The following is a 16,284-nucleotide window of genomic DNA, read 5'->3' on the forward strand; positions in this document are numbered from 1 at the left end:
CAACGGCCGCCCGGGGGCCGGGAATCCAGTGGTGGTTTCAGGCCACCTCGTACGTGCCGACGATGCGGATCGCGCCACCGCTGGCCCATGCCCCGCCGAGCACTCCGGTGCTGCCGAGCTGGTCGAGGTCCGGGGACGTCGTCGACCTCGGGCCCCACAGCGTGTAGGTCGTGGCGCCCGTGCTCGACGCCGGCTGGCAGGAGATCATCGCCCGGCCGCCGCTGACGGTGGCCACGCCGTGGAACTGCACCAGGCCGCTGGCGCCGGCCGTGACGGGCAGGCTGAAGGAGTAGTTGCCGCTGCCGTACGTCGTCGTCGTGCCGAACGCCACCAGGGTGGAGAAGTGGCAGACCTTGCCCACCACCGCGTACTTGCCGGTCAGCGTGCCGTTGCCGATCGAGGGAGCCGTGGTGTCGGCGGTCCAGACGGGGGTGTACGCGTTCCAGGCGCCGAGCGCGATCCACGCGGAACCGGTGTAGTACGTGAGGGTCCCCGGTGTGGACAGCCAGGCGACCATGCCGGCCACCGGGGTGGTGACCGCCGCGTCCCGGTTGGCGGCCGTCGCGTAGCGCAGGATCGTACGGTTGTCGATGCCCTCCGCGAGGGACTGGAGGTGGAGGGGGAGGTTCGCGGTGTCGGTGGGCTGCGGGTACGGCAGTCCGCTCAGCGGGGTGTAGAGGGTCATGGGTGCATCACTCCTGAGAGGGGTTTCGCGTCGGTCTCGGCGTTCGGTGCTCAGCTGAAGAACTGCACCAGCTCGGCGGGTTCGGGCCGGCTGACCTCCCCGGCACCACCGGCGCCACCGGCACCACCGGCGCCACCGGCACCACCGGCGCCACCGGCACCACCGGCGCCACCGGCGCCACCGGCACCACCGGCGGCCTCGGCGGCCTCGGCCCGCGGGGCGGGTGGCTGCCCGGCTCCGGGGCGCGGCACGGGCTTCGGGTACTCCAGCGGCTCCGCGTCCTCGTCCCGGTTGACGGTCGCGAACATCCAGTTCGCCTCGGCGAGGTGGTCGACGGCGGCGGCCAGCAGATAGTCCGTGACCGTCCACTCGGCCGAGTCGCCGTGCATCTGGCGCAGGGTCGCGCTGTCGCGTGGCAGATGCCTGACCAGCACCGCGAGCCGGCGTGAGGAGAGCCGGCCGCGGTGCCAGTCGAGCAGGTCCACGCCGTAGTGACGGAGCAGGTCGGCTTCCAGGGCCTCGGCGTGTTCGTCGACGAACTCGCCGAGGCTCAGCCTTCCCCCAGGCCGAGCCCGGTCTCCTTGCCGTAGGCCTCCAGGATCGCGGCGATGTCCTGCAGGGTGACCTCGTGCCGGTCGAAGCGTTCGAACTGGGCCTCGCCCAGCAGTACGCGCAGCAGGCCGTCCACGTCGTTGTCGTCGAGCTCGCGCAGCTTGTGGGCCGTCTTGCGGGTCAGCTCGGTGGGCAGCGTGAAGGTCTCACCGTCGAGGGCGAAGGACCAGGCGCGGCCGAGGGCCTCCTGGCGCTGGGCGCGGGCCGCGGTGACGTCGAATGCCGCCATGCTTCAACTCCTGTGATCGAGAGGGAAGAGGACCCGCCCCCGGGTGACCGGGGGCGGGAGAGGGGCGCGGGCGGGCCGGCGCCGAGGCCGTACGGCCCCGGTTCCGGCCCGCCCGCCGTGGAGCGGCCTGATCAGCCGGCGGCGTACGCCGAGTCCTTCATCAGGAAGGTGGCCAGCGGCGTGGTGTCGTCGACCGCCAGCGCGCTGAACGTGACGCCGAGCTTGATGGCGGCGTTGCGGGTCAGCGCCAGCTCCTCGGTGTCGGTGACGTGGCCGCGCGGGATGACGAACCGGTAGGTCACCGCGCTGCCGTCGGTGAACTCGATGCCCAGCGCCCGCTCGTTGATCTTCGGGCTGGTCGCCACCTCGTACTTGTAGACGCCGGAGCTGGCCGCGGTCTCCGCGATGGTGCCGCCGCCCATGAAGAAGGGCAGGGTGTCCTCGTTGAGCTGCATCATCTGGAACTTGACCGTCAGGTCGCGGTCCGAGAGGACGAACCGGGCCGGGGAGAGCGACTGCCAGGTGTCGATCGGGTCCAGCTTGTCCTTCTTCGACAGCTTGATCCCGTCGGTGGAGGTGTAGCCGAGGTCCTTCCACGCGCTGCCCCACGCGGCGGTGGTGTCGGTCGGCGCGGCCGTCTCGGCCGGGGCGACCAGGATGCGGCCGGTGCCGGCGACTCGGATCTCCTTGACGCTGTTGCCTGCCATGGGTAACTCCTCTGAATCGAAGGTGTGTCGAGCCATCTCCGGGTCCGGACATGGCGAAGGCCCTGCCGGTGCCGTGAAGGGCGGGCAGGGCCCGAAGGGGGGAGCGGGCCGGGTGGCGCGCTCAGGCGGGCTGGACGACCAGCCGGACCGTGGAGTAGTAGCGGTTCGCCGCGGAGCGGTTCCAGTCGGGCAGCCAGCGCGGGCCGTCGGCCTCGACGACGTCCGCCACGTAGGCGGTGCCGTACGTCGTGCCGCGCAGGGCGAGCAGCGCCGAGCGGACCCTCAGGGCCAGCGTGTGGGCCGCGGTCTTGTCGGGGCCGTAGACCTCGAAGTCGACCAGTGGCTGGTCCAGGTGCTGGTCGTCGATCCAGGCCCCGCCGGCGCGGGAGACCAGGACGACCGGCTGGGTGCCGTTGAAGCCGGCCGGCGGCACGTTGTCCACGGTGGCGGTTGCGAGTTCGGTGCGGTCGGTCAGGAAGTCGACGACGAGTCGCTCGACGTCGGGGAAGGTGACCGCAGGGTCGGCCACGGGGGCCTCCCTTCTGTCAGGCCGGCGGACGGACCGCCGGCGGAACGGCCCTGGGAAAGCGGGCCTCATGCGAAACGGCGGGCCGTCCCCGTAGTGGGCACAGCTCCGCCGCTGCACCAACTGTGACATGTTGCGTGCGCGAGCGCAACCTTTGGGTCGGACGGGCCGGGACGAGCAGGGGAGCCGGGCGCCCTACGGGTGTGAATGCCCGGCGCCGGACGGCCGGAAAGTCTGAGGTCGGCGACCGCGGTGCGGGGTGCCGGCGCGGGGAGCGCGGCTGCCGGAACGCGCGATGCCCCGCCGCATGGGGAGAGCGGCGGGGCATCGCGGGGGCGAGGCGGTGGCGGTCACTCGGCGCCGGCGGACGCGCTCGCGCCGGGGGCCAGACCCGTCTCGCCGGGCAGGAACTGCTCCACGATCCTGACGAACATCTCGCGCCGGTCCGCCGGTACGCCCAGCAGTTCCGCCACCTCCTCCGGTGTGGGTCTGCGGCCGTACTCGGGGGACGGTGCGGGCGGGGTCAGGTAGTCGTGCGGGTCGGCCAGCTCCTCGGCGGTCAGCCGGCCGGAGCGGATGAGCATCTCGCGCACCGGTACGTCCAGGGCCCTGGCCAGCCGGCGCGTGGTCTCCAGGTCCGGCATGCTCTGCCGCTGCAACAGGCGTGTGACCGCGGCGCGGTGCACACCCGCCTCGTCCGCGATCCGTGACTTCCCGCCTCCGCGTGGGCTGTCGATGTCGTACCCGCGGGCCCGCATCAGGTTTTCGACCCACGCGGCAAACGTGTTCAGATCCTGGCTGCTCATGTGGTGTTCGCCCCCTTTCGGAAGCCCTGAGTTTAGCTTGCTTGCGCGCGCGGTATTACCCTTCGTCTACCCGTGCTGTGAAAAAACAGTGCAGGTGGGGGACTTCTGAGTAAAGCGACTGTCGGAGTCCGGTGTCACGGAGTCGAAATTAGTTGCGAGCGCGCGCGCAATCTGTGAGGCTGGTGGAGCCCGTTCGGCATCCGCCGACATCCGCCGCACCAGGGAGGCCACATGTCCGTCGCCGGTTCCCGCCCACCGCACCCTCCGAGCGCGCCCCGGGCCGCCCGCCGCTCCCTGCCCCTCGCGCGAGGGGACCGGCAGTCCGCGGCGGCCTGCGCCGGACTCCCGCCCGAGGTCGTCTTCGCCACGAAGGCCGGTCGGGCCGCGCCCGCGCTGCGCGCCTGCGCCGGCTGCGCCGTGCGCCGCGAGTGCGAGGCGGTGGTCGCGCCGGAGGACAACTGGTTCGACGGGGTCTGCGGCGGCCGCCTCTGGCGCTCCGGCCGGCCGGTCGCGCTCGGAGGTCACGTTGCCTGAGACACCTCGACCGAGCGCCCGGGCCGCCGGCCGCGGGGACGCTGATGACCGTGGGGAGATTGACGTCCGCCGGGTGCCTGACGCCCGCGGGGACGCCGACGTCCGCCGGGTGTCTGACGCCCGTGGGGACGCCGACGACCGCCTGGTCCCTGACGCCCGCCGGGAGGCCGGCAGCCGCCGGGGGCCTGAGGCCCGTGGGGACGCCGACGTCCGCCTGGTCCCTGACGCCCGCCGGGAGGCCGGCAGCCGCCGGGGGCCTGAGGCCCGTGGGGACGCCGACGTCCGCTTGGTCCCTGACGCCCGCCGGGAGGCCGGCAGCCGCCCGGAGAGCGAGAGCCTCCCGGGCGCGGGGAGCGCGTCGGAGGCCGACAGCCTTCCGGAGAGCCGCAGCCTCCCGAAGCCGGAGCGCGCCCCGGAGGCCGACGGCCTCCCGAAGGCCGAGAGCGGCCCCGGTATCCACGCGGCCGTCTGGATCGGCATGCTCCTCCAGCAGTTCCCCGAGCTGTCCACCGAGCTCGTCCCGGGCCGGACCTCACCGGCCCACCGCGTCCCGGCCCCACCGCCCGCCGACCTGGCCGGGCGCCTTGCCGAGGAACGCGCCGAGGCGCTGCTCCTCCAGCAGCGGCACGGCCTGACGGCACCCGGCCACAGCGCGGCCCCCCTGCGGCTGCACGTCTCCGACGCCATCCGCGACATCACCGACGGGGTGGTCGAACTGGAGGAGGCCGTCCGGGACCGGCTCGGCCTGCCGCGGGCCCGCCGGGCCCCGGTGCCCGAGCGGCTGCGGAGGATCGCCGCCCTGCTCGGCCGCGTGGCCGCCGACCCCGTGCTCGCCGCGCACGTGCGGGACGAGACCCGCCGCATGGCCCGCCGCTGCGCCCGGGTGCTCGGTGACACCGAGACCGTCGTACGCGTGTCCGGCCGCTGCCCCTGGTGCGACTCGGTCTCCCTGCGCGCCTTCCCCGACCGCGGGGTGATCCTGTGCATCAACCCCGCGTGCCGCTGCGCGGACGAGCTGTGCGGCTGTCATGACGACCCGGCCTACCGGCACACCTGGGACGAAGGAGAGTGGCGGCGTACGGCCACGGAGCAGGAGGACGCCCGATGAGCGGCGCAGCGGGCCTGCCGGCCCTGATCCCCGGACCCCTCGCGGCGCGGGAGGCCGGCGTCGCACCCGCGACCATCCGTAAGTGGGTCCAGCTGGGCCGCCTCGCCCCCGCCGCCAGGGCCGGACGCGCGCAGCTGTTCCGGCTGGAGGACGTCTTCGCCGCGGAGCGGGCGTCCCGCGGCACGCAGCACCGCGCACGCCGGGCCTCCGCCTGAGCCGAAGGGGCGGTCCCCGCCGGGGTGACCGCCCTTCGGTATACGCGGGGTTGTGCCGAAAGCGCCGTCTGGGCGCATGATGGGCGGGCACAGTCTCGGGAGGTGCTCTTCGGTGTCGTATCCCGCATGGCAGCCGTGGTCCGGGCAGAACGCCCCGGCGATGCTCGCCTCCCACGCCGACCGCGAGCGGGCGGTCGATGTGCTGCGGGCCGGTTTCGGCGAGGGACGCCTGGAACGGGCGGAGTTCGAGAAGCGGGTGGAGCGGGCGTACACCGCCCGTACGGTCGGGGAGCTGGCCCTGCTGGTGGCGGACCTGCCTCAGGGGCCGATGCACCCGATGCACGCGCAGCAGACGCCGGCCGTGTTCGTCCCGGTGGGGCGGCCGAAGACCAACGAGAAGGCCCTCGGGGCGGCGGTCTGCGGCGGCCTGGTGTTCTTCACGGGCGGCCTCACCGGCATTCCGGCGGTCGTCCTCGGGCACGCGGCCCGGGGCGAGATCCGCCGCACCGGGGAGGGCGGTGACGGACTCGCGCTGGCCGGGCTGATCCTCGGGTGGATGGCGGTGGCCGCGTGGGGGGTCGCGGTGGTGTCGCTGATCCTGATGGCGCTCGTGCTCGTGTGACCCGTCCCGGCGCCGACGCGTCCCTCCGCGACCCGCCGGGAACCCCGAGGACACATGCGGCAAGTCGGGCAGGTCGGGCCCGGTTCCATTTGTTTTGACCGCAGCGAATGCGGTAGGTACGCTCAGACCTTGTGCCTGGGGTGTGCCCTGGCCCCCGTGCGTGCCTTCGACCGCATACGGGCCGAGAGCGGCCACCGTAATCTGCGCTCTTCTCGCCTCGCGGCGGAGGTCCGCCGGATTCGACACACCCGACCGCGTGGGTCGGCGACGTTCCAGGTTAGCTTCACCATTCGGCACACAGAAACCGGAGAAGTAGTGCCTACGATCCAGCAGCTGGTCCGCAAGGGCCGGCAGGACAAGGTCGAGAAGAACAAGACGCCCGCACTCGAGGGTTCCCCTCAGCGTCGTGGCGTCTGCACGCGTGTGTTCACGACCACCCCGAAGAAGCCGAACTCGGCCCTGCGTAAGGTCGCGCGTGTGCGTCTGACCAGCGGGATCGAGGTCACCGCTTACATTCCGGGTGAGGGACACAACCTGCAGGAGCACTCCATCGTGCTCGTGCGCGGCGGCCGTGTGAAGGACCTGCCGGGTGTTCGCTACAAGATCATCCGCGGCTCGCTCGACACCCAGGGTGTCAAGAACCGCAAGCAGGCCCGCAGCCGCTACGGCGCCAAGAAGGAGAAGTAAGAATGCCTCGTAAGGGCCCCGCCCCGAAGCGCCCGGTCATCATCGACCCGGTCTACGGTTCTCCTCTTGTCACGTCGCTGATCAACAAGGTGCTGCTGAACGGCAAGCGCTCCACCGCCGAGCGCATCGTCTACGGCGCCATGGAGGGCCTGCGCGAGAAGACCGGCAACGACCCGGTCATCACGCTGAAGCGCGCTCTGGAGAACATCAAGCCGACCCTCGAGGTCAAGTCCCGCCGTGTCGGTGGCGCCACCTACCAGGTCCCGGTCGAGGTCAAGCCCGGCCGTGCCAACACCCTGGCGCTGCGCTGGCTGGTCGGTTACTCCCGCGCCCGTCGCGAGAAGACCATGACCGAGCGTCTGCTCAACGAGCTTCTCGACGCCTCCAACGGCCTCGGTGCCGCTGTGAAGAAGCGCGAGGACACGCACAAGATGGCCGAGTCCAACAAGGCCTTCGCGCACTACCGCTGGTAGTCGCTACCCACATCGAGACCGAGAGAAGACTGAAGCCTTATGGCTACCACTTCGCTTGACCTGGCCAGGGTGCGCAACATCGGCATCATGGCCCACATCGACGCGGGCAAGACGACCACCACCGAGCGGATCCTGTTCTACACCGGCGTTTCGTACAAGATCGGTGAGGTCCACGACGGCGCTGCCACCATGGACTGGATGGAGCAGGAGCAGGAGCGTGGCATCACGATCACCTCTGCTGCCACCACCTGTCACTGGCCGCTTGAGGGCGTCGACCACACCATCAACATCATCGACACCCCGGGTCACGTCGACTTCACCGTCGAGGTGGAGCGTTCGCTCCGCGTCCTCGACGGCGCCGTGACGGTGTTCGACGGCGTTGCCGGCGTGGAGCCGCAGTCCGAGACGGTGTGGCGTCAGGCCGACCGTTACGGCGTGCCCCGCATCTGCTTCGTCAACAAGCTGGACCGCACCGGCGCCGAGTTCCACCGCTGCGTGGACATGATCTCGGACCGCCTGGGCGCCCAGCCGCTCGTCATGCAGCTCCCGATCGGCGCCGAGGCCGACTTCAAGGGCGTCGTCGACCTCGTGACGATGAAGGCCCTGGTCTGGTCCGCCGAGGCCGCCAAGGGCGAGATGTACGACGTCGTCGACATCCCGGACACGCACACCGAGGCTGCCGAGGAGTACCGCGGCAAGCTCATCGAGGCCGTGGCCGAGAACGACGAAGAGATCATGGAGCTGTACCTGGAGGGCGAGGAGCCCACCGAGGAGCAGCTGTACGCCGCGATCCGTCGTATCACCATCGCGTCCGGCAAGGGCACCGGCACCACCGTGACCCCGGTGTTCTGCGGCACCGCGTTCAAGAACAAGGGCGTCCAGCCCCTGCTCGACGCGGTCGTGCGCTACCTCCCCACGCCGCTCGACGTCGAGGCCATCGAGGGCCACGCCGTGAACGACCCGGACGAGGTCATCAAGCGCAAGCCGTCCGACGACGAGCCGCTGTCGGCGCTGGCGTTCAAGATCATGAGCGACCCGCACCTCGGCAAGCTCACCTTCGTCCGGATCTACTCCGGTCGCCTGGAGTCCGGCACCGCCGTGCTGAACTCCGTCAAGGGCAAGAAGGAGCGCATCGGCAAGATCTACCGCATGCACGCGAACAAGCGTGAGGAGATCGACTCGGTGGGCGCCGGCGACATCGTCGCCGTCATGGGCCTGAAGCAGACCACCACCGGTGAGACGCTGAGCGACGACAAGAACCCGGTCATCCTGGAGTCCATGGACTTCCCGGCGCCGGTGATCCAGGTCGCGATCGAGCCCAAGTCCAAGGGCGACCAGGAGAAGCTGGGTGTCGCCATCCAGCGTCTCGCGGAGGAGGACCCCTCCTTCCAGGTCCACTCGGACGAGGAGACCGGCCAGACCATCATCGGCGGCATGGGTGAGCTGCACCTCGAGGTGCTGGTCGACCGTATGCGCCGTGAGTTCAAGGTCGAGGCCAACGTCGGCAAGCCGCAGGTCGCGTACCGCGAGACGATCCGCAAGGCCGTCGAGCGCGTGGACTACACCCACAAGAAGCAGACCGGTGGTACCGGTCAGTTCGCCAAGGTGCAGATCGCGATCGAGCCCCTCGAGGGCGGCGACACGTCGTACGAGTTCGTGAACAAGGTGACCGGTGGCCGCATCCCGAAGGAGTACATCCCTTCGGTCGACGCCGGTGCGCAGGAGGCCATGCAGTTCGGTATCCTCGCCGGCTACGAGATGACCGGCGTGCGTGTCACCCTGCTCGACGGTGCCTACCACGAGGTCGACTCCTCCGAGCTCGCCTTCAAGATCGCCGGTTCGCAGGCCTTCAAGGAGGCCGCGCGCAAGGCCAGCCCCGTGCTGCTCGAGCCGATGATGGCCGTCGAGGTCACCACGCCCGAGGACTACATGGGTGAGGTCATCGGTGACATCAACTCCCGCCGTGGCCAGATCCAGGCCATGGAGGAGCGGGCCGGTGCCCGCGTCGTGAAGGGTCTCGTGCCCCTCTCGGAGATGTTCGGCTACGTCGGCGACCTGCGCAGCAAGACGTCCGGCCGCGCCAGCTACTCCATGCAGTTCGACTCCTACGCCGAGGTTCCGCGGAACGTCGCCGAGGAGATCATCGCGAAGGCCAAGGGCGAGTAACGCACCGCGTTCTCACGCCGTAGGCTTGACTCCGGAGCCTCGCGGGGCAAACGCACACGATCGTGGGTGTTTGCCCCGGGTTCCGGGACTTAACAGCAAAGATCACCTGGCGCCGATGAAGTAAGGCGTACCAGAACCACTCCCAGGAGGACCCCAGTGGCGAAGGCGAAGTTCGAGCGGACTAAGCCGCACGTCAACATCGGCACCATCGGTCACATCGACCACGGTAAGACGACCCTCACGGCCGCCATTACCAAGGTGCTGCACGACGCGTACCCGGACCTGAACGAGGCCACCGCGTTCGACAACATCGACAAGGCGCCCGAGGAGCGTCAGCGCGGTATCACCATCTCCATCGCGCACGTCGAGTACCAGACCGAGGCGCGTCACTACGCCCACGTCGACTGCCCGGGTCACGCGGACTACATCAAGAACATGATCACCGGTGCCGCCCAGATGGACGGCGCGATCCTCGTGGTCGCCGCGACCGACGGTCCGATGCCGCAGACCAAGGAGCACGTGCTCCTGGCCCGCCAGGTCGGCGTGCCGTACATCGTCGTCGCCCTGAACAAGGCCGACATGGTGGACGACGAGGAGATCCTGGAGCTCGTCGAGCTCGAGGTCCGTGAGCTCCTCTCCGAGTACGAGTTCCCGGGCGACGACCTGCCGGTCGTCAAGGTCTCGGCGCTGAAGGCGCTCGAGGGCGACCCGGAGTGGACCAAGACCGTCCTCGAGCTGATGAAGGCCGTCGACGAGTCCATCCCGGAGCCCGAGCGTGACGTCGACAAGCCGTTCCTGATGCCGATCGAGGACGTCTTCACGATCACCGGTCGTGGCACCGTCGTCACCGGTCGTATCGAGCGTGGTGTCCTCAAGGTCAACGAGACCGTCGACATCATCGGCATCAAGACCGAGAAGACCACCACCACGGTCACCGGCATCGAGATGTTCCGCAAGCTGCTCGACGAGGGCCAGGCCGGTGAGAACGTCGGTCTGCTGCTCCGTGGCATCAAGCGCGAGGACGTCGAGCGCGGCCAGGTCATCATCAAGCCCGGCTCGGTCACCCCGCACACGGAGTTCGAGGCCACGGCGTACATCCTGTCCAAGGACGAGGGTGGCCGCCACACGCCGTTCTTCAACAACTACCGCCCGCAGTTCTACTTCCGTACCACGGACGTGACCGGCGTGGTGACCCTCCCCGAGGGCACCGAGATGGTCATGCCGGGCGACAACACCGACATGAAGGTCGAGCTGATCCAGCCGGTCGCCATGGAGGAGGGCCTGAAGTTCGCCATCCGTGAGGGTGGCCGGACCGTGGGCGCCGGCCAGGTCACCAAGATCACCAAGTAAGTTCCGCTTGCTTGAGGGTCCGTTGACCCGGTAGCTCCATCGAGCTCCCAGAAGGGGCCCGCACGACTTCGGTCGTGCGGGCCCCTTCGCATTCCTCCGTTCTTTCCGTCGGGGCCGGTGAAGTCTTCGGGAACGCCGGGCCGCCACCGCTGGAAAAGTGGGGCAACAACGGCGAGCGCACGGGGGAATTGGGCCCTGGTGTCCGCAAGGTGTGGATGGTTCCCCCGTAGCGTGCGGGTGTGCCCAGATCGTCGATAGCCGTGAACGGCCCGGCCGTCGCCGAGCGCCCCGCTGCGGGCGCGCCGGCCGGGACGCCCAAGCAGGAGCAGGCCAGCGCCGACCGCAGGCGTCCCCGCCTCTACCTGGTGGACGGCATCCGGCTGCTCGCCGCGCTGCTGGTGGTGATGCACCACTTCGCCGGCACCAAGCGCGCCGACCGGCCGGGCAACGCCATCTGGGACCGGCCGGTGCAGGACATCATGCCGACCGTCTTCCGGGTCGCGTCCTTCGGCTGGATCGGCGTCGAGATCTTCTTCGTGATCAGCGGGTTCGTGATCTGCATGTCCTGCTGGGGCCGCTCGCCCCGGCAGTTCTTCGTCTCCCGTGTGATCCGCCTCTATCCGGCGTACTGGTTCGCGGTCCTCTTCACCACCGGCGTGGTCGCCGCCCTCCCCGGTGTCTGGGACCGGCTCCCCGCCCGTGACGTGCTGCTGAACCTCACCATGCTGCAGACCGGCTCCCGCGTCCCGCACGTCGACGCCGTCTACTGGACCCTCTGGTCCGAGCTGCGCTTCTACCTGCTCTTCCTCGTCGTCGTCGCCATGGGGCTGACGTACCGCCGGGTGGTCGCCTTCTGCTGCGTCTGGGGCGCGGCCGCCATGCTCGCCCCCGTCGCCGAGCTGCCGCTGCTCACGCTGATCGCCCAGCCGGACGGCGCCTGGTACTTCATCGCCGGCCTCGCCCTCTACCTCATGCACCGCTTCGGCCAGGACCTGCTGCTGTGGGGCGTGCTCGGCATGTCCTGGCTGATGGCCCAGCGCGAGCTGGCCGAGCGGGTGGTCTACGAGGGCGTCTCCAGCTGGCGCGGCGCGCTGCTGATCTACACCGTGTTCCTGCTGGTCATGGTCGCCGTCGCACTCGGCCGGGCCGACCGCCTGCAGTGGGCCTGGCTGGCGACCGCGGGCTGTCTGACGTACCCGCTGTACCTCCTGCACTACGTCGCCGGTACGACGGTCATCAACCGGCTGCGCGACACCATGGACCCGCGCCTGCTGATCGCCGTCGTCACCGCCGGTTTCCTGCTGCTGAGCTGGCTGGTGCACCGGTGCGTGGAACGGCCGGTGTCCCGGCTGATGAAGCAGGGCCTGAACGCGTCGTTCACCCGGCTGCGTCAGCGGGCCTGAGCGCTCCTGACCCGGGGGTCCGTGGTGGTACGGCGGTGCCAGACCGGGTCGACGCCCGTGGTCCTGCCGAGCCACAGTGCGAGCAGGGGCGCCGCGGCCAGGGCGGCGACCGGCAGACAGCCCGTCAGGTGGGACGCCGTACCCGTCAGGACCGGCACCGTGCTCGCCGCGGCCGCCGCGTAGACGACGACGAGGGCGAGACGGCCCCGCGGCGTCGTCGTACAGGCGCCCTCCCAGTCGCGGGCGGTGACGGACGGGTCCGTGCCGGCGAAGGCGACCACGCCGCCCGCGGTGAGCGAACGGACGTCCGAGCGCAGGGCGGTGAAGCGGAACACCCGGCCGTCCGGGGCGGCGTACACGCCCGGGACGGCCTGCTTCTCGTCCGTCATCTCCCAGCGGCGCGCGAAGAGCAGCCGCCCGCCGCCGGCGCCGAACTCCTTCACCAGGGGCTCGATGTCGTCCCGGGGCACGAACAGCTGCACGGTGCCGTTCGCGGTGGCGGCCTCCAGGGAGCGGCGCACCTCGGTCCTGGTGCTGCCGGCCCGGGAGCCGACCGTCCTGTGTTCGCCGTGCACCGCCGTCAAGCCGGTCACCCGCACCGCGTGCACACGGCCCCGCGCCGCGTCCTCGCGCAGCAGCCGCCGCGCGCCACGGCCGCTCAGACGGGAGCCCTCCGCCGCCGCGAAGACCGTGACGACCACGACGAGCGACAGGAAGAACGGCCCGAAGGCGAACGGCGGCCGCCAGGTGTGGACGTAGGCCGTGACGTCGGTGCTGTCGTCCACCCAGCCGCCCAGCTCCGGGTGCCCGGGCGCGTGCAGCACGTCCACCTCGTCATAGGCGTAGGGCGCACCGGCGACGATGCCGCGGTCCACGGCGAGGCGGGTGCCGTCCGGCAGTTCGACGGTCAGGGAGGCGTAGTGGTACGCCCCGAACTTCCGCCCGGACACGCCGACATGGGTCTTCTCGTCCGCCGTCACCGCGGTGATCCTGCCGTGCGACACCCGGGCGCCCGCGTCCTGGATCGCCGCGAGCGTGCGGCCCTGCGCGCCGTCCGGCTGCCACGCGAGCAGCTGCGCCGCGACGAGGGCGTACGCCCCGACGGTCACGGCGAGCCCGCGGCCGAGCGAGGACAGCGGGCGCCGCGGGATCACCCCCGGCACCGGCCCGTCGTCCAGGGGCCGCGCGGCGGCGACCAGCGGGGCGCGCCAGGTCGCCGCCACCCAGCCGAGCCCGCTCACCAGCGACACGGCCGCCGCGGCCATGACGTCCCAGCGCGGGACGGGTGCGCCGTAGCGCAGGAAGGGGAGCAGGACGGCCGCGGCGGCGGACACCAGGGCGGCCGCGCCCCAGCCGCGCGTCCAGGGGGTGGATCTTCGCATGATGTGATCAAACCGGGTGCGCGGGTGGCTGTACAGGCGCTCGCCCGGCGCGCAGACGTGCGGGGCGGTCCATCCGCGCCTGTGGAGATGCCCCTGCGCCTTCGGAGATGCCCCACGACCCCGAACCCGCCGTCGGCGCCGCCGCGGACCTGCCGCTGGGCCGTCGAGCGGCCGGCCGGGCTGCCGGGGGGAGCGGCTGGAGGCGAGGCTCGTCCGGTCCGCGGACGCCCCCCTGCGTCGGCATCCGAATCCCTGGGGCTTCTGACGGGCGGCTCACCCCGGGTTTGACCTGCGTCACTCTCGGGGTATTCTCTCCGGCTCGATTGGCGTCGGCCATGCCCCGTATGGCAGACTGTCGGAGTTGCTCGGTCGAGTGTTGATGCTGCGCGCCTCCCGCCGGGAGGACCGGAAGCGAGTCCCACAGTACTCGTCGCCCTAACTGCCTGATGGCAGCACTGGGGCGGACGTACGGGAATCTTCCGGGAAGCGTTGCGCGGCACCGGCCAGGCACCCGGTGGGCCTTCCGCCCCCGGCTTGCGGTTCCGGAAGGGCCGTGTGCATTCCCCGCAGGGATGTTCGGACAAGGGACATTCGTGTCAGCGGGAGCGCGACACGCCCGACCGCGTGGGTCGGAGAAAGAAGGCGGAAACACAACCGCCGGGTTCCAGAGCTGTAGAGAGACAGGACTACTGAGTAGCCATGGCGGGACAGAAGATCCGCATCCGGCTCAAGGCCTACGACCACGAGGTCATCGACAGCTCGGCGAAGAAGATCGTCGAGACGGTGACGCGCACTGGTGCGTCGGTCGCGGGCCCGGTGCCGCTGCCCACTGAGAAGAACGTGTACTGCGTCATCAAGTCGCCGCACAAGTACAAGGACTCGCGCGAGCACTTCGAGATGCGCACGCACAAGCGCCTGATCGACATCCTCGACCCCACCCCCAAGACCGTTGACTCTCTGATGCGACTCGACCTCCCGGCCGGTGTCGACATCGAGATCAAGCTCTGAGGGTCGGTGAGCTGAGAATGGCTAAGCAGATCAAGGGCATCCTGGGCGAGAAGCTCGGCATGACGCAGGTGTGGGACGAGAACAACCGTGTTGTTCCGGTCACCGTCGTCAAGGCCGGCCCCAACGTCGTGACCCAGGTTCGTACGAACGACGTCGACGGCTACGAGTCCGTTCAGATCGCCTTCGGCGAGATCGACCCGCGCAAGGTGAACAAGCCCCTCAAGGGCCACTTCGCCAAGGCCGACGTCACCCCCCGTCGCCACCTCGTCGAGATCCGCACCGCGGACGCCTCCGAGTACACGCTGGGCCAGGAGATCACCGCTGAGGTGTTCGAGGCCGGCGTGAAGGTCGACGTCACCGGCAAGAGCAAGGGCAAGGGCTTCGCCGGTGTCATGAAGCGCCACAACTTCCGTGGCCTCGGCGCCGGACACGGCACCCAGCGCAAGCACCGCTCGCCCGGTTCCATCGGTGGCTGCGCCACCCCGGGCCGTGTGTTCAAGGGCCTCCGCATGGCGGGTCGTATGGGCAACGAGCGGGTCACCACCCAGAACCTGACCGTCCACGCCGTTGACGCGGAGAAGGGTCTGCTGCTCATCAAGGGCGCGGTTCCCGGTCCGAACGGCGGCCTCGTCCTGGTCCGCACCGCGGCCAAGGGGGCCTGAGGTAACCGATGAGCACTGTTGACATCCTTTCGCCGGCGGGCGACAAGGCCGGTTCCGTCGAGCTCCCCGCGGAGATCTTCGACGCCAAGGTCAGCGTTCCGCTGATCCACCAGGTCGTCGTCGCGCAGCTGGCCGCTGCCCGCCAGGGCACGCACAAGACCAAGACCCGTGGCGAGGTCCGTGGTGGTGGCAAGAAGCCTTACCGCCAGAAGGGCACCGGTCGCGCCCGTCAGGGTTCGACCCGCGCGCCGCAGTTCGCCGGCGGTGGCGTCGTCCACGGCCCGCAGCCGCGTGACTACTCGCAGCGGACCCCGAAGAAGATGAAGGCCGCCGCCCTGCGCGGTGCCCTCACCGACCGGGCCCGCCACAACCGCATCCACGTCGTCTCCGGCGTGGTCGAGGGCGAGGTTTCCACCAAGGCCGCCAAGACGCTGTTCGGCAAGATCTCGGAGCGCAAGAACCTGCTCCTGGTCGTCGAGCGCTCCGACGAGGCCGCGTGGCTCTCCGCCCGCAACCTGCCCCAGGTCCACATCCTGGAGCCGGGCCAGCTGAACACGTACGACGTTCTCGTCTCGGACGACGTGGTCTTCACCCAGGCCGCTTTCGAGTCCTTCGTCGCCGGCCCGAAGGCCAACGACACCGAAGGGAGCGAGGTCTGATGGCCATCCGTCACCCCGCTATCGCCTCGAAGGCCGCCAAGGCCGCCAAGGCCGCGCGCGTCGCCAAGGCGCGTCGTCACGCCGCCGAGGGCAAGAACACCGTCGAGACCCCGCTCAGCAAGTCGTTCACGGACCCCCGTGACATCCTGCTGAAGCCGGTCGTCTCCGAGAAGAGCTACGCGCTCCTGGACGAGAACAAGTACACGTTCATCGTCGACCCGCGCTCCAACAAGACCCAGATCAAGCAGGCCGTCGAGACGGTCTTCGAGGTCAAGGTCACCGGGGTGAACACGATCAACCGCGTGGGCAAGCGCAAGCGCACCCGCACCGGTTTCGGCCAGCGTGCCGCGACCAAGCGCGCGATCGTGACCCTCGCCGAGGGCGACCGTATCGACATCTTCGGCGGTCCGACCGCGTAAGCGGTCAGGATCGTCCGAATATCGGACGAGG

19 protein-coding genes and 1 pseudogene are annotated in these 16,284 nt (G+C 70.3%); 13 read left to right on the top strand and 7 right to left on the bottom strand.

From position 1 onward, the window contains the following. Positions 1 to 37: 37 nt before the first annotated feature. The 6 genes and pseudogenes from ACIGXJ_RS25835 to ACIGXJ_RS25860 form a co-directional block, all read right to left on the bottom strand. On the bottom strand, positions 38 to 685 hold the full coding sequence (locus tag ACIGXJ_RS25835; protein WP_399649742.1) for a hypothetical protein: 648 nt from the start codon (positions 683 to 685) through the stop codon (positions 38 to 40). 194 nt (positions 686 to 879) lie between these two features. Further along, positions 880 to 1,170 (bottom strand): annotated as a pseudogene (locus tag ACIGXJ_RS25840) (hypothetical protein); the annotation flags it as partial. A 65-nt stretch (positions 1,171 to 1,235) separates the two neighbouring features. Continuing rightward, positions 1,236 to 1,526 carry a hypothetical protein gene (locus ACIGXJ_RS25845; protein WP_399649744.1) on the bottom strand — a complete coding sequence of 97 codons (291 nt, stop codon included), beginning with the start codon at positions 1,524 to 1,526 and terminating at the stop codon, positions 1,236 to 1,238. A 131-nt stretch (positions 1,527 to 1,657) separates the two neighbouring features. Next, positions 1,658 to 2,233: a phage tail protein gene (locus ACIGXJ_RS25850; protein WP_399649746.1), complete on the bottom strand. Its 576-nt coding sequence runs from the start codon at positions 2,231 to 2,233 to the stop codon at positions 1,658 to 1,660. Positions 2,234 to 2,354: 121 nt separating this feature from the next. Beyond that, on the bottom strand, positions 2,355 to 2,762 hold the full coding sequence (locus ACIGXJ_RS25855; RefSeq protein ID WP_399649749.1) for a hypothetical protein: 408 nt from the start codon (positions 2,760 to 2,762) through the stop codon (positions 2,355 to 2,357). A gap of 347 nt (positions 2,763 to 3,109) precedes the next feature. Further along, positions 3,110 to 3,565 (bottom strand): helix-turn-helix domain-containing protein, encoded by a 456-nt coding sequence (locus tag ACIGXJ_RS25860; protein ID WP_399649751.1) that lies wholly within the window; start codon positions 3,563 to 3,565, stop codon positions 3,110 to 3,112. A 231-nt stretch (positions 3,566 to 3,796) separates the two neighbouring features. Here ACIGXJ_RS25860 and ACIGXJ_RS25865 point away from each other — a divergent pair, with 231 nt between their 5' ends. From ACIGXJ_RS25865 to ACIGXJ_RS25905, 9 genes are all read left to right on the top strand, one after another. Next, positions 3,797 to 4,099 (top strand): WhiB family transcriptional regulator, encoded by a 303-nt coding sequence (locus ACIGXJ_RS25865; RefSeq protein WP_399649753.1) that lies wholly within the window; start codon positions 3,797 to 3,799, stop codon positions 4,097 to 4,099. A gap of 109 nt (positions 4,100 to 4,208) precedes the next feature. Further along, complete coding sequence (locus ACIGXJ_RS25870; RefSeq protein WP_399649755.1) at positions 4,209 to 5,207, top strand: hypothetical protein; 999 nt, start codon at positions 4,209 to 4,211, stop codon at positions 5,205 to 5,207. Next, positions 5,204 to 5,422 carry a hypothetical protein gene (locus tag ACIGXJ_RS25875; protein ID WP_399649758.1) on the top strand — a complete coding sequence of 73 codons (219 nt, stop codon included), beginning with the start codon at positions 5,204 to 5,206 and terminating at the stop codon, positions 5,420 to 5,422. Before ACIGXJ_RS25870 ends, ACIGXJ_RS25875 begins: the two co-directional genes overlap by 4 nt. 112 nt (positions 5,423 to 5,534) lie before the next feature. Beyond that, entirely contained in the window at positions 5,535 to 6,044 is a 510-nt protein-coding gene (locus ACIGXJ_RS25880) for a DUF1707 and DUF4190 domain-containing protein (protein ID WP_399649760.1), read from the top strand. 315 nt (positions 6,045 to 6,359) lie between these two features. Next, positions 6,360 to 6,731 (top strand): 30S ribosomal protein S12, encoded by a 372-nt coding sequence (gene rpsL / locus ACIGXJ_RS25885; RefSeq protein WP_003948652.1) that lies wholly within the window; start codon positions 6,360 to 6,362, stop codon positions 6,729 to 6,731. 2 nt (positions 6,732 to 6,733) lie between these two features. Then, the gene (gene rpsG, locus ACIGXJ_RS25890; protein ID WP_003998848.1) at positions 6,734 to 7,204 is read left to right on the top strand and encodes a 30S ribosomal protein S7; all 471 of its coding nucleotides are present in this window, start codon (positions 6,734 to 6,736) and stop codon (positions 7,202 to 7,204) included. A 39-nt stretch (positions 7,205 to 7,243) separates the two neighbouring features. Further along, a complete protein-coding gene (fusA, locus tag ACIGXJ_RS25895) occupies positions 7,244 to 9,370 on the top strand; it encodes an elongation factor G (protein WP_399649764.1) in 2,127 nt (708 codons plus the stop codon). Between the two features lie 156 nt (positions 9,371 to 9,526). Continuing rightward, positions 9,527 to 10,720: an elongation factor Tu gene (gene tuf, locus ACIGXJ_RS25900; protein ID WP_399649767.1), complete on the top strand. Its 1,194-nt coding sequence runs from the start codon at positions 9,527 to 9,529 to the stop codon at positions 10,718 to 10,720. Positions 10,721 to 10,959: 239 nt separating this feature from the next. Further along, entirely contained in the window at positions 10,960 to 12,123 is a 1,164-nt protein-coding gene (locus ACIGXJ_RS25905) for an acyltransferase family protein (protein ID WP_399649769.1), read from the top strand. On the opposite strand, the gene ACIGXJ_RS25910 is transcribed toward ACIGXJ_RS25905, so the two are convergent. Further along, positions 12,111 to 13,505, bottom strand: a complete 1,395-nt coding sequence (locus ACIGXJ_RS25910) for a hypothetical protein (RefSeq protein ID WP_399649772.1) — start codon at positions 13,503 to 13,505, stop codon at positions 12,111 to 12,113. The two genes, ACIGXJ_RS25905 and ACIGXJ_RS25910, sit on opposite strands and share 13 nt — an antisense overlap. Before the next feature lie 699 nt (positions 13,506 to 14,204). Between ACIGXJ_RS25910 and rpsJ the strand changes: the two genes are divergently transcribed. From rpsJ to rplW, 4 genes are read left to right on the top strand one after another with little or no spacing between them, the layout of a single operon-like run. Beyond that, positions 14,205 to 14,513 carry a 30S ribosomal protein S10 gene (gene rpsJ / locus ACIGXJ_RS25915; protein WP_003948644.1) on the top strand — a complete coding sequence of 103 codons (309 nt, stop codon included), beginning with the start codon at positions 14,205 to 14,207 and terminating at the stop codon, positions 14,511 to 14,513. Between the two features lie 17 nt (positions 14,514 to 14,530). Further along, positions 14,531 to 15,175 carry a 50S ribosomal protein L3 gene (gene rplC / locus ACIGXJ_RS25920; RefSeq protein ID WP_014674369.1) on the top strand — a complete coding sequence of 215 codons (645 nt, stop codon included), beginning with the start codon at positions 14,531 to 14,533 and terminating at the stop codon, positions 15,173 to 15,175. A gap of 8 nt (positions 15,176 to 15,183) precedes the next feature. Next, entirely contained in the window at positions 15,184 to 15,834 is a 651-nt protein-coding gene (gene rplD, locus ACIGXJ_RS25925; RefSeq protein ID WP_399649775.1) for a 50S ribosomal protein L4, read from the top strand. Then, positions 15,834 to 16,253 (top strand): 50S ribosomal protein L23, encoded by a 420-nt coding sequence (gene rplW / locus ACIGXJ_RS25930; protein ID WP_399649779.1) that lies wholly within the window; start codon positions 15,834 to 15,836, stop codon positions 16,251 to 16,253. The genes rplD and rplW overlap by 1 nt, the downstream gene beginning before the upstream one ends. Positions 16,254 to 16,284 lie beyond the last annotated feature (31 nt).

It is taken from the genome of Streptomyces sp. NPDC053367, from assembly GCF_044545925.1.
In the GTDB taxonomy this organism is placed as follows: Bacteria; Actinomycetota; Actinomycetes; order Streptomycetales; family Streptomycetaceae; genus Streptomyces.

Bases quoted from the DNA above. Each gene is read 5' to 3' on its own strand.
- ACIGXJ_RS25835 (WP_399649742.1), bottom strand. From the start codon at position 685: ATGACCCTCTACACCCCGCTGAGCGGACTGCCGTACCCGCAGCCCACC.
- ACIGXJ_RS25845 (WP_399649744.1), bottom strand. From the start codon at position 1,526: ATGGCGGCATTCGACGTCACCGCGGCCCGCGCCCAGCGCCAGGAGGCC.
- ACIGXJ_RS25850 (WP_399649746.1), bottom strand. From the start codon at position 2,233: ATGGCAGGCAACAGCGTCAAGGAGATCCGAGTCGCCGGCACCGGCCGC.
- ACIGXJ_RS25860 (WP_399649751.1), bottom strand. From the start codon at position 3,565: ATGAGCAGCCAGGATCTGAACACGTTTGCCGCGTGGGTCGAAAACCTG.
- ACIGXJ_RS25865 (WP_399649753.1), top strand. From the start codon at position 3,797: ATGTCCGTCGCCGGTTCCCGCCCACCGCACCCTCCGAGCGCGCCCCGG.
- ACIGXJ_RS25875 (WP_399649758.1), top strand. From the start codon at position 5,204: ATGAGCGGCGCAGCGGGCCTGCCGGCCCTGATCCCCGGACCCCTCGCG.
- rpsG (WP_003998848.1), top strand. From the start codon at position 6,734: ATGCCTCGTAAGGGCCCCGCCCCGAAGCGCCCGGTCATCATCGACCCG.
- fusA (WP_399649764.1), top strand. From the start codon at position 7,244: ATGGCTACCACTTCGCTTGACCTGGCCAGGGTGCGCAACATCGGCATC.
- ACIGXJ_RS25910 (WP_399649772.1), bottom strand. From the start codon at position 13,505: ATGCGAAGATCCACCCCCTGGACGCGCGGCTGGGGCGCGGCCGCCCTG.
- rpsJ (WP_003948644.1), top strand. From the start codon at position 14,205: ATGGCGGGACAGAAGATCCGCATCCGGCTCAAGGCCTACGACCACGAG.
- rplC (WP_014674369.1), top strand. From the start codon at position 14,531: ATGGCTAAGCAGATCAAGGGCATCCTGGGCGAGAAGCTCGGCATGACG.
- rplD (WP_399649775.1), top strand. From the start codon at position 15,184: ATGAGCACTGTTGACATCCTTTCGCCGGCGGGCGACAAGGCCGGTTCC.
- rplW (WP_399649779.1), top strand. From the start codon at position 15,834: ATGGCCATCCGTCACCCCGCTATCGCCTCGAAGGCCGCCAAGGCCGCC.